The organism is Micromonospora zingiberis (genome assembly GCF_004331455.1).
GTDB lineage: Bacteria > Actinomycetota > Actinomycetes > Mycobacteriales > Micromonosporaceae > Micromonospora > Micromonospora zingiberis.
In genome coordinates this window covers 112,308-126,586 of record NZ_SJJR01000014.1, presented here as the reverse complement: position 1 = coordinate 126,586, position 14,279 = coordinate 112,308, and the positions used below count along the sequence as shown (strand labels likewise).

Annotated in this window: 7 protein-coding genes; 4 read left to right on the top strand and 3 right to left on the bottom strand. The window is 68.2% G+C overall.

What is annotated here, in order from left to right; genetic code table 11:
- Window positions 1-312: 312 nt before the first annotated feature.
- The 3 genes from E0H26_RS20150 to E0H26_RS20140 all read right to left on the bottom strand — a co-directional run bounded on the left by E0H26_RS20150 (window position 313) and on the right by E0H26_RS20140 (window position 4,994).
- A complete protein-coding gene (locus E0H26_RS20150) occupies window positions 313-2,262 on the bottom strand; it encodes a WD40 repeat domain-containing protein (RefSeq protein ID WP_131305921.1) in 1,950 nt (649 codons plus the stop codon).
- 771 nt (window positions 2,263-3,033) lie between these two features.
- Complete coding sequence (locus E0H26_RS20145) at window positions 3,034-3,420, bottom strand: hypothetical protein (protein ID WP_131305918.1); 387 nt, start codon at window positions 3,418-3,420, stop codon at window positions 3,034-3,036.
- A 293-nt stretch (window positions 3,421-3,713) separates the two neighbouring features.
- Entirely contained in the window at window positions 3,714-4,994 is a 1,281-nt protein-coding gene (locus tag E0H26_RS20140; RefSeq protein ID WP_131305915.1) for a cytochrome P450, read from the bottom strand.
- 1,072 nt (window positions 4,995-6,066) lie between these two features.
- Here E0H26_RS20140 and E0H26_RS20135 point away from each other — a divergent pair.
- From E0H26_RS20135 to E0H26_RS20120, 4 genes are all read left to right on the top strand, one after another.
- The gene (locus E0H26_RS20135; protein WP_131305912.1) at window positions 6,067-10,482 is read left to right on the top strand and encodes a golvesin C-terminal-like domain-containing protein; all 4,416 of its coding nucleotides are present in this window, start codon (window positions 6,067-6,069) and stop codon (window positions 10,480-10,482) included.
- An 82-nt stretch (window positions 10,483-10,564) separates the two neighbouring features.
- The gene (locus E0H26_RS30700; protein ID WP_131305909.1) at window positions 10,565-11,512 is read left to right on the top strand and encodes an RICIN domain-containing protein; all 948 of its coding nucleotides are present in this window, start codon (window positions 10,565-10,567) and stop codon (window positions 11,510-11,512) included.
- Window positions 11,513-11,741: 229 nt separating this feature from the next.
- Window positions 11,742-12,752 (top strand): XRE family transcriptional regulator, encoded by a 1,011-nt coding sequence (locus E0H26_RS20125; protein WP_165521927.1) that lies wholly within the window; start codon window positions 11,742-11,744, stop codon window positions 12,750-12,752.
- A 970-nt stretch (window positions 12,753-13,722) separates the two neighbouring features.
- Window positions 13,723-14,277 carry a MauE/DoxX family redox-associated membrane protein gene (locus tag E0H26_RS20120; protein WP_338106225.1) on the top strand — a complete coding sequence of 185 codons (555 nt, stop codon included), beginning with the start codon at window positions 13,723-13,725 and terminating at the stop codon, window positions 14,275-14,277.
- Window positions 14,278-14,279 lie beyond the last annotated feature (2 nt).

The following is a 14,279-nucleotide window of genomic DNA, read 5'->3' as shown; positions in this document are numbered from 1 at the left end:
CCCCGCCTGTCGGGGGCGTTCCGGCGTTGACGCCCGTCTCGTCGCACCAGCATCCGCCAGAGCCACGGCCCGGCCCTTCCGCCGAGTACGCCGATCGACTGCGTCAGCAGGATTCGGAAGGCCATCGGTGGCACTGGCGGACGGTGATGGCGTAACCGCGCTGGTCGTACAGACGAGCAGAGAACGGCAGGATGCGACGCCGGACGCGGGACTTCTCGGGGGCAACGGGCACGGCGATCGAGGACCTATCCCCTGTCCCAGGCCCGGCCCGGTTTCGGCGCGCATGTCGAATCGCCACGTCAACGGTCGGTTCTACCCGGCGAAGAGCTCGCCGCCACCGATAGCCTGCTCCTTGATCATCGACGACACGTCCCACGCCTTGACAAACCCGTCGCTACCACCAGTCAGCAACACCGGTCCGTCTGCCGCCAGCAGACCTGCGATAACGGCACAGCAGACCGCACCACGGTGTGCGGGAAGGACCCCGATCGGGCTGCCGTTGGCCAGGTTCCACAGTCGCACCGTGCCGTCGTGGTCGCCGCCGGAGACGGCGATGGCCCGGCCGTCCGGCAACGTCGTGGCCGCCACCGCCCGCACCTCGCCGGTATGGCCGGTGAGTGGTTTACCAATCGGCTTGCCGGTGGCCAGGTCCCACATGCGTAGTGTGCGGTCGTAGCTGCCGGAAACGGCGATGGCCTGGCCGTCCGGCAACGTCGTGGCCGCCACCGCCCGCACCCGGTCGGTGTGTCCGGTGATTGGTTTACCGATCGGCTTGCCGGTGGCCAGGTTCCACCTTCGCACTGTGCGGTCGTTGCCGCCTGAGACCGCGATGGCGCGGCCGTCGGGCAGCGTCGCTGTCGCCACCGCCCACACCGCGCCGGTGTGGCCGGTGAGTGGCTCGCCGATCGGTTTGCCGGTGGCCAGGTCCCACATACGAAGTGTGCGGTCGTAGCTGCCGGAGACGGCGATGGCCCGGCCGTCGGGCAGCGTCGCTACCGCTACCGCCACCGCCCCGCCGATGTGCCTGGTGATTGGTTCACCGATCAGGCTTTCGTTGGCCAGGTCCCACACCCACACCACGCCGTAGCCGCCGTCACCGGAGACGGCGACAGTTCGGCCGTCCGGCAATGTGGTGGCCGCCACCGCCAATCCCCCGCCGGTATGGCTGGTGAGTGGTTTACCGATCGGTTTACCGGTGGCCAGGTTCCACATTCGCACTGTGCGGTCGTTGCTGCCGGAGACGGCGATGGCGCGGCCATCGGGCAATGTCGTGGTCGCCACTGCCAACAGCTCGCCGGTGTGGCCGGTGAGTGGCTCGCCGATCGGTTCACCGGCGGCCAAGTCCCACACCCGCACCGTACCGTCGTCACCGCTGGAGACGGCGATGACGCGGCCGTCCGGCAGTGTCGTGGTCGCCACCGTCACCACCATCCGGGTATGGCCGGTGAGTGGCTCGCCGATCGGTTGACCGGCGGCCAAGTCCCACACCCGCACCGTACGGTCATCACCGCTGGAGACGGCGATGACGCGGCCGTCCGGCAACATCGTGGTCGCCACCGCCCGCACCCCGCCGATGTGGCCCGTGAGTGGTTCACCGATCGGTCCGCCGGTGGCCAGGTCCCACACCCGCACCGTGTCGCCGCTGCCGGCGACGCCGATGACCCGACCGTCGGGCAGCGTCGTGGTCGCCACCGCCCACACTGAGTTGAGGTGGCCGGTGAGTTCTCCGCCCACTGGTTCGCCGGTGGCCAGGTCCCACACCCGCGCTGTGTCGCTGCTGCCGGAAACCCCGATGGCCCGACCGTCGGGCAGCATCGTGGTCGCCACCGCCCACACTCCGCCGGCGAAGTCGATGAAGTCGGTGGGTGATTCGCCAAAGGGTGTGCCGGTGGTCAGGTCCCACACCCGCACCGTGCCATCGCTGCCGCTGCCGGAGACGGCGATAGCCCGGCCGTCCGGCAACGTCGTGGTCGCCACCGCGTCCACCCCGCCGGCATGGCCGGTGAGTGGATTACCGGACGCTTTGCCGGCGGCCAAATCCCACACCCGCACCGTACGGTCGTTGCTGCCGGAGACGGCGATGACCCGGCCGTCCGGCAACGTCGCGGTCGCCACCGCCCGCACCCCGCCGGAGTGGCCGGTGAGTGGTTCGCCGATCGGTGTGCCGGTCGCCAGGTCCCAGACCCGTACCGTGCCGTCGGCGCCGCCGGAGACGGCGATGACGCGGCCGTCCCGCAGTTGCCCGGTCGCGATGGCGCTCACCCAGCCAAAGGCGGCCGTGACTGACCAGCGAGCCCTCGGGCTACCGCTGGCGGAGCGAACAAGAGAACCAGTCACCAATCCTCCTGCGAAGCGGCGCCGCGACAGAATTCGAGCTGATTCTAGCCAGCCCGTAAGGGCTAACTAATGGGTCAAATCTAACGAGAAAGGTCGACTGTCTACCCGAATTGACCTCCAGATCAAGAAGCGCGCACGGCATTGAAGACTACCGACCAATAACGAATGGATCAGGAGTATGGGCACCTCCAGAGGAAGAGGATTTTCCTAGTCACCTCAGGTGGCGCCTGAACTGGAAGTCCGCAGCGTCGCGGACCGGTCGGAGGGTAACAGGACAGGCGCGACCTTATCGATGACCATGGAGCTACTGAGACAGCAGTTCACACCGACGTGGGCCACACCCGCGCATGTCATCATCACCGAGTGCGTCGCGACAGACCCCAGGGGTGTCGGCGACCGCCACTAAGCTTGATCTTTAAGCTGTGCGGCGTGGTCGGGGATTCGTCGATTTCTTCTCGTACGTTTTCCCCGCTTGCGGTGTCGCTGCTGGTGACGATGTGGACGTCGCGGCGGCGGGCGGCCTGGCGGTTGGGTCGTCCGGGTGGGCGGCCGGGTCCTGGGCCGCCCTTGCGGCCCAGGACCCGCCAGGCGCCCATCGACGCGGCATGGCCGCTCAGCAGCCAGGCTCGCAGCGCCTCGGCGTCCGCCACGATCAACTCAGCCAGTTCCGGCTCTCGCCACACCAGCTGGGCAATGTCATGGCCTGGTGTAGGTCAACGCGTAGCCGCCGTAGGTGGGACAGGTGCCTTCCGCGGTGACGCCGGGTGGGTTGAGATGGCGGATCTCGACGAACCCGCCCGAGCAGGCGACCCACAGCGTGGTGTCTTCCTTCTTGATGGTGCAGTCCAACCGGATCTTCTGGCCGTTGCGCGTCGGCACGCACGTCCCCCGGTCCGGCTCGTGCGGCGGAGGCAGCACCATGGCCTGCATCCCGGCCCGATTCCAGGAGATCTTGGCGGGAGCAGCCGACCCGCCGGCCGGCGCGGCCGAAACGGGAGCGGCCCAGACCGAAGCGACGGCGGCGGCCGTTGCGAACGCCGAGAACAAGCGGACCAGGCGGCGACGGTCAGCGCGGACACGCATCGGGGCACCTCCATGAGACAGACGAACGACACCACCAGGCTACATCGATGAACTTGGATGTTCAATCCTCGACACCTGTCGCTCGCTGCCACGCCAAGGCACCCGGGATCTTGGTACGAGTGCGCCCCTCAAGGGGCGCACTCGTACCAAGATCTCCCCGATGTGCGGGCTCGCGCTCTCGGCCTTGACGCCGCCCGGCTGAGAGCCCGAGGCATCGCCGGGCGCGATGCGTAGTGCCCGGTTGACGTCGGCACAGCAAGACCGCCGGCCACCAGCGGTCCGGGCGCCGGCCGCTAGGTACGCGGGACGAAGCGGGCGCGCAGGCCTGCCGGGGCGAGCCGGCCGAGGAACCTCGGGGCCGCCGTCGTGGCGTTCGGGGACTCGACGGTGAACCGTTGCGCCAGGCGGGAGGTGGCGAGGGTGAGCTGCCGCAGCGCCAGCGTCGAGCCCAGGCAGACCCGGGGGCCGGCCCCGAACGGCAGGTACGCCCGCCCTGGCACCGGGCAGCCGGCTGCCCACCGGCCGGGGTCGAACTCGTCGGGTCGCGACCACCACCGGGGGTCCCGCTGGATCAGGTACGGGTTCAGCAGCGCCTCGTCTCCGGGGCGCAGCGACCACCCGCCGACGGTGGCGTCGGCGTGGGCGGTGCGGGTCATCAGCCATACCGGCGGGTAGAGCCGGAGCACCTCCCGGACCACGGCCTCGGCCAACGGGAGCCGCGCGGTCGGCGGGGCGTCGCCGTCGCCCGGCTCGGCGCGCAGGTCGGCGAGGAGCCGGGGGCGCAGGGCGAGTTCCCGGACGACGGAGACCAGGGCGGCCGCGGGAATGCCGTGGCCGCCCATCAGGATGCCCCGCAGCGTCGCGGTTACCGTGTGGTCGGACAACGGCGGATCGACCGCCAGTAGCAGGGCGAGCAGGTCGCGGTCCGGCGGCCCGGAGGCGGCGCGACGGCGGCGGACGATCCCGGTCAGCGTCTCGACGGTACGCCGGTGCACGCGAAAGAAGCGGCGGTGCCGGGGGAGCGGGAACCACGCCGGGAACTGGAACGACGTTGCGGTGAAGGGTGCGGTGACGTCGAGGTTCTCGGCGAGCAGGGCGGGGATCCCGGCGGCGTCCGCGCCGAAGCAGTAGTCCGCGACGGCGTGGGCGGTGAAGTCGCGCATCACGGTCAGGACGTCGACCTCGCGGCCGGCGGTGGCGTCGGTGACGGTGTCGAACAACTCGACGGTACGGCGGTCGGCCGCACCGGCGGCGGCCCGGTTCAGCCCCGGCCAGACGGTACGGCGGGCCGACATCCAGGCCTCGGCCTCCTCGGCGGCCCGGTCGACGTCGGGTCGGTTGCCGAACGGGGCGAGTTCGGTGACGAAGCTGTGGTTGGTGCGGGCGAGCACCTCGTGGGCCAGGTCCGGGTCGGCGACGAAGACCGTCCGCTCGTCGAAGGAGAAGACGTCGCCGTACTCGCGGTGGCAGCGACGTAGGAAGCCGATCCGGTCGGCGTCGTACTCGGTGGTGTTGCCGGTCAGCCAGTGCCCGCGCGGGCCCGGCGGCCGGCCGGGTCGCTCGCCGTCTGCCATCCGCTCCCCCGGGAAGAAGAACACAGGACCCCGGGGCCGGGATCCTGTGCGCGTGTCGTCTACGGTCGCTGACGGACGTGGTGACGGGTACGGCTCACTGGTAGTTGTAGAACCAGTACGGGTAACGCCCGCTGACCCGCGTGCGGCCGGTCATCCAGGCCGCCGCGTAACGCAGTTTCCGCGCCATGGTTCACCTCCCCGATCGATCGATGACGATCTCGTGGGCGAGATCGTGTCACGGCGAGAACACATGGCGCAACGGCCGCCGGCCGGGCGCCGGGACGGTACCGGAACCGGCTCGGCGCGGACCCCGACGTGACCGGCCCCGACCAGCGACGACGGTGCCGCGCCCCGGCGCAGCCGGGGCGCTATCCGTTGATTCGGGTGATGTTCCGGATCTTGCTCGCCGCGTCCAAGGCGGCCACCCTGTACGCCTCGGCCAGGGCCGGGTAGATGAACACCGCGTCGACCAGGTAGTGGGATCAGCTTGCGCGGTGTCTTCGCCGCGTGCCAAGCGTCCGAACTTGATCTACCAGCCGGGGATCTTTCGGACCCGGCGGGCGCCCAGCGACCAATCCCGGCTGTCCGGGATCCTGTCCGAGCGATGTCTTGACCAGCATGGACAGGGCTGTCCTGTCCGGGACGCCGGCGATCACTTCCCTCGGTCCGGCCCGGCTCGTGACGATGTCTCCGATCCCCTGGAGGGCCGGGCAGGACACGGTCGTCCGACGCCACAGCCCGATCGGGGACCACTTTCAAGGGAGGAATCCGTATGGGACGTACGCCGTTGGCAGCCCGGACCATGGCGGCGCGCGGTGCCGGGTGGCGCCGAATCCTGGGGGCGCTGACGGCGTCGATCGTCATGTTGTCCACCGCCGCCCTGATTCGCGCGGCACCTGCACAGGCGGATCCGAAGGCACCACCACCGGCGCTCGACACCCCGGCTGCCGTAGCGGCGGACCCGTCTGAGGTGGCCCAGGGCAAGCGCGCCGCAATTCTGGGACCGGCATGGCGGACATCGAACGACCGGGCTTGGGTCACCTCCGGGGACGCGGACGGACTACACGTCTTGGTGGCCGACGCGCGGGAGGGCTACCGCTGGCGAACGGCGGCGACCTTGTCCGAGCCGGGCTTCGACACCGACCGATGGATCGGGAACGCGTGTGTGACCGGCTCCGGCCGGCGTCTCGTTGTGGCGTACGCGCCACGCACCTTCACCAACGAGGCCGACCTGTTCGACCGTGGGGCGTTCACCGCCGTGGTCGACCTGACCACGGGGGCGGTCGTGAAGCTGCCGGTGCTGTCGTCGCTGGCCTACTTCAGCCCGGCGTGCGGGGGCGGCGAGAGCGCCGTGTTGACCCAGGCACTGACGGATGCCCCGACCGGGGACACCGGCACCCGGACGCGACTGATCCGGGTGGACGCGGCCAGCGGAAGGACCGACCGGCCGCTGACCCTGGATGGTCAGGTGACCTCGGCGGTGCCGTCGGCCGACGGGCAGATCGTCGCCGCCGACGCCAACCGGCTCATCCGCATCGACGGTACGGGCCGGCGGGTGGCGGTCGTCGGCACGAGCGGCGTGCCGTTCCGGCTGGTCGCGGGTTCGGACGGGGGTGTGTCCTTCCTCGACCGAGAGGGCGACGTCGCTTCGGTACGGCGGGTGGAGGCGACGACGGTGACCCGGGCCAGGGCCGGTCAGCAGCGTCCCGCCGGGCCACTGCACACCCTCGCACAGGGCAAGCTCACCGAAATCGATCTGGTTGCGGGCGCCGGTGGACGGACGTTCGTCACCGGTGCGGCGCGGCGTACCGCCGACGCGGGTCCCGCTGGCCCGGTACGCCTGTTGCCCGTGCCGAAGGGCGCCGAGGTGTCCACCCTCGGCGAGGCGGCCATCGTCGCCAACTCCTGGACAGCCGATGGCGGCGGTGACGCCTCGGCGGCCCGTGCGGTCGCATTGACCATGACGATCACCACCACCGGCAGACAGGCCGCGTTCACCGTGGATCCCGGCACCCACCGGGCCGGGGCCGCCGGCCGGGACATGCACCCGTCACTGATCGAGGGGAAACCAGCCACCGCTCGCAAGCCGTCCCTGACCACGGCAGCCGGCTCCCCGAGCAATCCGGTCGAGGAGGAGAGGACCTGTTCGGGCCCCCGTAACGATCCGCGCAACCAGGCGCTTCAGCCCAAGCCACGCCAGGTGGAGTGGGCGGCGAACCAGGCGGTGATGAACGCCCTCACCGTGCAGCGGCCGGCGAACTGGAAGAACCTCGGCATGCCCGCGTACACGCCGCAGGGTCTGTTCCCACCGGTGCCGCTCGACGGCGGCGGCGCCGTACCCGCGCAGATCCTGCTGGGGATCGCCGCCCAGGAGTCGAACACCTGGCAGGCGTCGAGCAACACCGCGCCGGGGGTCACCGGCAATCCGCTGATCGGAAACTTCTACGGCCGCCAGGTCTACGACGACGACGCCGGAAACGACTGGGACGTGAACTTCTCCGACGCCGACTGCGGGTACGGGGTCATGCAGGTCACCGACCGGATGCGGCTGGCTGGTCGGGAACGACCCGGCGACGGGCCTGCCCTGCCGTACCAGACGCAGCGTGCCGTCGCGCTCGACTTCGCCGTCAACATCGCCGCCGGGATGTCGATCATCCAGGAGAAGTGGAACGAGACCCGGCGGGCCGGTCTGATCATCCATGGCGGCCAACCGAAGTTCCTGGAGAACTGGTTCTTCGCGTTGTGGGCGTACAACTCGGGGTTCCATCCGCAGAGCGCGGCGGCCCAGAACGACGGCGCCTGGGGTGTGGGGTGGATCAACAACCCGGCGAACCCGATCTACCCGGCGAACCGGCTGCCCTTCATGGATTCGACACCCGCCGACGCCGCCAACCCGCAGCGTTGGCCCTACCAGGAGAAGGTGCTGGGGTTCGCGGCTCATCCCAACGAGGTGTTGGAGGCCCCGAACGTACTCGTGGCGCAGTTCCGCCCGGCGCAGTGGAACGGCGGTCCCGTCGCAGGGCCGGTGAACCGGCGCGGAGTCAAGCCGCCGGTCAACCTCTTCTGCGATGCCACCAACAACTGCGAACCCGGCGCGCAGCACCAACCGACCGCGCCCAGCCTCGAAGATCAACCGCCGGGTCCGTGCGCCCACCGGAACGCCGCCGGTAAGTTCGACCTCAAGTGCTGGTACAACAAGGCGGTCAGCTGGAAGCCGAACTGCCTTGACACCTGCGGCTACGAGTTCATCCGCTTCGACGAGGGATACGCCTACCAGGAGGACGGCACCGCCTACCCGCCACGGTGCACCCGCGACGGTCTACCCGTCGGCGCGCTGGTCATCGACGACGTCCCGGCCGATGTCCCGGCAATCCGCCCGAACTGCCCGGGTACCGGCGCCCAGGCGGGCACCTTCACGCTGAACTTCGCGATGGACGCTGCCGGGTTGTTTCCTTCGAAGGTGGACTTCCACCAGCTGGGCAGCGGGTTCGGCGGTCATTTCTGGATGGCGCACACCCGGCACCGGGACATGCGCGACGGCAAACAGAAGGTCTCCGGCACCTGGGCGCTCAACCAGCCGATCCACGGTTGGACCCGGATCATGGTCCACCTGCCGCAGCAGGGTGCGTGGACCCGCCAGGCCGACTATGTCATCGACCTCGGGAACGGGCAGACCCGCCACCGGGTCGTGAACCAGGCCGTCCAGGCACTCACCTGGGTCGACCTCGGTGTGTTCCCGCTCGCCGGAGACGCGCGGGTGCGGCTGAGCACCGAAACCGTCGATGGTGACGGCGAGGACGCGGTGGCCTTCGACGCGGTCGCGTTCGTTCCCACCACCAAACCGTTGGCCAACTACGTGGCGATGGGTGACTCCTACTCGTCCGGTGAAGGCATCCCGCCGTACTTCACCAACAGTGACTACAAGCGTTCCAACGGCGACGTGAACGACTGCCACCGCTCCAGGACCGGTGCCTACCCCACCCAGGTGAAGCTGCCCGGCCACACCAAGACCATCGCGCAGCAGGCCGCGGAGGGGGCCGCCTCGTTCGGCTTCATCGCCTGCTCCGGTGCGATCTCACCGGAGGTCAGCCTCGACGCGGCCAACGACCCTCCCGCGCCCAGCGATGTCGCGGGGCACACGGTGTGGGGTGACGTCGGTGGTACCTGGGGACGGAGGTCACAGAAGAGCGGCGAAGCCATCCAGGTCGACCAGGGTTGGCTCGACGTCGATACCACCCTTGTGACACTCACCATCGGTGGCAACGACGCCCGGTTCGCCGAAATCATGCGCAGCTGCATCGCCTCCCAGGACTCCTGCTACTCGCCGTTGCACAAACTCACCCGAGGCAACGGCCGGGTCGATCCAGAAGCACTGAGCGTGTACGGGAAGAAGGTCATCCGGGACTGGCTGGGAGAACACCTCGAAGCCACCTACCGCGCCATCGCCACAAAGGCCCCCAACGCCCAGATCTTCGTCCTCGGATATCCGCAACTCTTCCCCGACAAGCCCGCGTCGAGCGGCTGCCTCGGCATCGAAAAAACCTCCCTGCATTTCCTCAACACCCTCGGCGACCTGCTCAATATCACCATTGCCAACACCGTCGAGAAGGTACGGCAGGACGGAGTGAAAATCCGATTTCTCAACTCGACCCAGACCTGGCGAGAGGGCGTGGCCCACTGGGCGTGCTCCTTCATGACCGTCGAGTGGAGCAACGGCGTCATCGCCACCGCCTCGCCGGGAAGCGGCCAGGAGGTGCCGGGCAGGGGCAGCTTCCATCCCACCGCCGAAGGACAACAGCAACTCGCCGCGATCGTCAACAAGCAACTGAACGGGGTGAGCACGGCGGCGACCGTACAGCAGCGGATCCTCGACTACGTCGCCACGCGTACGCCGGATGGCCAGCGATGGCTGGTCGATGCCGCCCAGGCGCTCCACGCCGCCGAGACGTGCCTGCAACTCAGCGCCCATGGAGGAGTCGTCGGCGACCCGTGCAGGGACCTTCCCCTGATTTTCCCCACGACCGGAGACGCGTCCGGTGCCGCCATAAACGACCTGGAGGCGCTCGTCGCCAACCCGCCCTGGGTCCACCTCAACTTTGTTAATAACAAGGAAATGAAGAAGGTTCGGAAGCGGTCGTGGATGGACGACGCGCCATATGTTCAGAGCACCTGCCAGACGCCGCGCGTGCCCACCGGGCACCATTGCGACGAGTATCCCTTCTACTCCAGCGAGCTCGCCGCCGCATGGGACTTCATCGAGGGCGGAGCGTCACCCAGCTCGTCGAAGCTGAAGATGATCCCGGCGGCGGAGAACATGGCCGAGGGCAACGCGCTGCGTCAATTCTATCGCACCTGCAGCATACCGACCGGAACCTATGTCGGTCCCGCGAATGGTAGCCAACCCGTGACGGTCGGCGGCGGCTATCTGACCATACCGATCGTCACCGACCCACCCACCCAGGCACCGTTCACCTTCTACGTCTGCTGACCTAGCCACCGACGCCCCATCCACGACAGATTCTGACCATCCCGGTGATTATCGAGCCAGCGTCAAGTCCTCAGTCAAATTTATGTCTGCTGATCAATCAACCACAGGAGAGAGCGTCGTGTTCGAAGCCTTCCGAAGAGTCGTGGCAGTGCTCACGCTAGTAGTCGCCACGGTGGTCACCGGCCTGGCGGTGACGCCATCCACCGCCTCCGCAGCCGAATGGGATCTGACGTTCCCGTCAGACTGGAGCCGGCGTGGGCTGTTCGCCGGAGCGGCGGGTACACCGACGATACTGCGCTTGGACGTGCAGTACGGGGGTGGACATGGGACGCCTGTCCACCTGTGGGATTCCAACAGCGAGCCGACCCAGGTCTGGGTGCAGGAGTCGGCCGACCAAGGTGGTTTCTACCTTCACCCCGCATATAACCGTTGGCTCTGCCTCGACTTCAACGGCGAACGAGCCGCCGGAGCAACCCTCAGGGTCAACAACTGCAACGGGTCCGCGTCCCAACGCTGGTTCGAGGGTCTCCACTCCGGCCACGCCTTTTCCTTGGTCACGCATAGTGACAACCGATACTGTGTCGATGTCCCGTACAGCAACTTCTCGACCGGGCAGATTCTGCAGATCTGGGACTGCAATCAAACCAACGCTCAGCGGGTCTATAGCGCTGGCTGTTACGCGGACAACTGTACGGGACATAGCCCGGTGGTCATGGGATGCGATTTCGGCACGATCGTTCGAGTTGACTTCACTGTCGCAGGCAGTCGGGTCACCATGGTCTATTCACCTAAGTGTGAGTCCGTTTGGGGTCGAATGACAGCCGCCCCGGGAGTCCAGATCAGCAGAACGGTCGTCCTGCAGCGATTCTTGAGCAACGTGTACCACGACAGTTACTCATCAAAACCCCTCAGTGCGGGTGCGACCGGCTGGACCCAGATGTACGGTCGGGGTCCTAGTCGGAGATTCCAGGTGTGCTACGACGCCACGTTGAGCGGCGCTCCGATCGAGTGCAGCGAACTGGTGCGATAGACCCTGGGTGGGGTGATCAGGATGGCCGGGCGCCCGGTCGGGAAGAAGCTTCCGATCACGCCTCAGGTCGCCGCGGCGGCCCCTCGCCAGGAGTGACGTTGGCGAGGGGCCGCCCTTGCTGGAAGGCCGCCGCCTGACTGACCCACGGGAAGGCGACCATCGGCTAGAGTCCTCGATGACATCCAGGATTGCGATCCCGATGCCGAGGAGCCGAAGGCCCGATGTGGAGATGAGTCCACCCAGCCCTGACGACGCAGCCACCTCCGCCGAGTTCGTCGCCGCGCTGAGGGCACTGCGAGAGTGGTCAGGGCTGACGTACCGGCAAATCGCGGGTAATGCGGCCGCCGCCGGAGAGGTCCTTCCCTCGAGTACGATCGCCGCCGCGTTGGGACGCACGACGCTGCCCCGGCAGCAGGTGGTGGCGGCATTCGCCCGGGCCTGCGGTCTGGATGGCGCCACGACGGCGCGATGGGTCGCCGCGCGCAACCGCATCGCAGCCGGGTCCGTCGGGCCAGAGCCGACGGCATCCCCCATTAGGGCCGAGGCGACCGGTGCGGCATCCAGCACGGAGCCGTCGTCGACTGAGTCGGAGACGGTGCCTCGGACACGGCCGGTGGACCCGGCAGCGCCGGCCAACCGACGCTGGCTGCTGGTGGCGGCGATCACGGTCGTCGCGACACTCGTGATCGCGCTGACCGCAGCGCTGATCTGGGACAGGGAGCAAGAGTCGGGAGTCCCCACCAATACCACCCACCCGATCGACGGTTGGTATCTGGTTCGGCCCGCCCACATTGACGACCGCAGCCTGTGCCTGGGCGAGGGCCGGGAGCGCAATGGCCGCACCGATCGGCCACTGGCGGTGCAGAGGCCATGCGACAAGGTGTCCCCGGACACCTACCTTCGAGAAGTCGGTGCCGATGTGTACGAGCTTCAGTGGCACCACCCGACGGAAGGTGCCGGGTGCCTGACCGTGGATGACGCGTTCACCGGCGACGGCGCGCTGTTGGCCCCGTCGGACTGCGTCGGAGCCAGCCATCAGCGTTACCTGCTGGATCCGGTTGACGACTCGACCGGGAACAACTACCGCCTGCGTCCAGTCCACAGTGGGCTGTGTATCGGGCTACTTGGCGGTCCGGCTGAGGTGAACATCGGCGCCGAGGTGGTGCAAACGCCCTGCTCCGGGACCGACGACCAGAAGTTCCTCATATCCCCCACCCAGAAGGCGAATCGGACTTCATGACCCTGGAACGTCCGTATTCGACGCGCGGGGTGGCGGTGCACTGGTTGCGTTGACCCTGTTGCCGCCGCCGTGACCCGGAGTGCTGAGGATCCGTTCGGGTTGGAGGTAGGCCAGTCTCTTCGCCATGCACGCCGCCGCCTCGACATCTCTGAGAAGGTCAGCGCCGGGCGGCAGAAGCCGCCGAATGTTCGTCAGCAGCGTCAGCGATGTAGCCGGCAACGATTGCCGCCAGCGTGACCAGCCGTTACCGCCAAGGCCGTTGCCACCCGGCCGGGCTCCTCAGCTCGCCCCTTCGCTTGACGTACACCAACACCGGCTATGTCCTGGTCGACGAACTCGGCCAGCCGCAACGCACCGACTGGCTACGCCGTCGGGTACACGAGCTGGTGTCGAAGGTCGGGGTACGGAAGGTCCGGCCCTACGACGCTCGGCACGCCTGCCTAACTTCGGTACCGCCGGGGTGCCCGATGTGGTGCTCGCGGCCCGGGCTGGCCACGCCTTGGCCTATACGCCGATTGTGCGGGGGTTGTACGGATCCCACCGTATCGTCCTACCGTCAGATCGGCCCATGGGAGAGATCCCGTTGGCCTGGCTGTGACATGGCGCTGAAACCCGCTCGATGTCCTTGGGCCCGCCGCCGCGCCCCTGAAGATCACAGGTCAGCTGACAAGGTCACAGTTGCGGATGAATCGGAGGAAACATGGATAGCGTCATCCGACGAGTGCAAGCGGTAGCTGACCGGATGCTTGAGGTTGTTGTGCCTCGTGCCGACGTCCAGGCCATCGACTGCTGGAACGAGTTCAGGTGTATGACCCTCAACAACGTGCGGTACCGCTGGATCCGGCGGTGCTGCTACTACGGGCCAAGCCGGCCCGTGAACTGCAACGCATGGACCATCTACTCCACTGAGGGCTGTTAGCACCGGCGCCATCCGCAGTCGGAAGCAGGGCGTGGCGGGAGGCGGCTGGTGATGTATCTGGCGGTGGCCTGCCGCGCTCTGGTCTTCGGCGTCTTCCTGTGCTCGCTGGCCAGCAAGCTCCGCGGTCCGGCGGCGTACTCGAGCTTTGTCGCTTCGACCGGTGGGTTGTTGGGCCGGCCGCGCCGCGGTGTGGCCGTGGGCGTGGCCGCGGCCGGTACGGTGATGGCCGAGGCTGCGGTAACGGTGCTGGTGGTGATTCCAGCGACGGCGCCGACCGGGTTGACGCTGGCGGCAGCGCTCCTGGTGGCGTTCTCGGTCGCCATCGTGCTGGCAATGCGGGGCGGGCGGCGGGCGCCGTGCCGGTGTTTCGGCGCATCGGAGACTCCACTCGGCCTGCCGCACGTGGCGCGTAACATGCTGTTGGCTGTCGTGTGCCTGGGCGGCCTGGTGGCGACGACCGCAGCGACGGGTGTCGGCCGACATCCCGCCGGCGTCGCCGTGGCGCTTGCCGTGGCCGCGGCGGTGTTGCCTTTCGTATTGCGGCTCGATGACCTGGTGGCGCTGTTCCGTCCCACCTATCATCCCGGAAACCTTCGGAGGAAGTGACG

Bases quoted from the DNA above. Each gene is read 5' to 3' on its own strand.
- E0H26_RS30700 (WP_131305909.1), top strand. From the start codon at position 10,565: ATGTCTGCTGATCAATCAACCACAGGAGAGAGCGTCGTGTTCGAAGCC.
- E0H26_RS20125 (WP_165521927.1), top strand. From the start codon at position 11,742: ATGAGTCCACCCAGCCCTGACGACGCAGCCACCTCCGCCGAGTTCGTC.
- E0H26_RS20145 (WP_131305918.1), bottom strand. From the start codon at position 3,420: ATGCGTGTCCGCGCTGACCGTCGCCGCCTGGTCCGCTTGTTCTCGGCG.
- E0H26_RS20120 (WP_338106225.1), top strand. From the start codon at position 13,723: ATGTATCTGGCGGTGGCCTGCCGCGCTCTGGTCTTCGGCGTCTTCCTG.
- E0H26_RS20140 (WP_131305915.1), bottom strand. From the start codon at position 4,994: ATGGCAGACGGCGAGCGACCCGGCCGGCCGCCGGGCCCGCGCGGGCAC.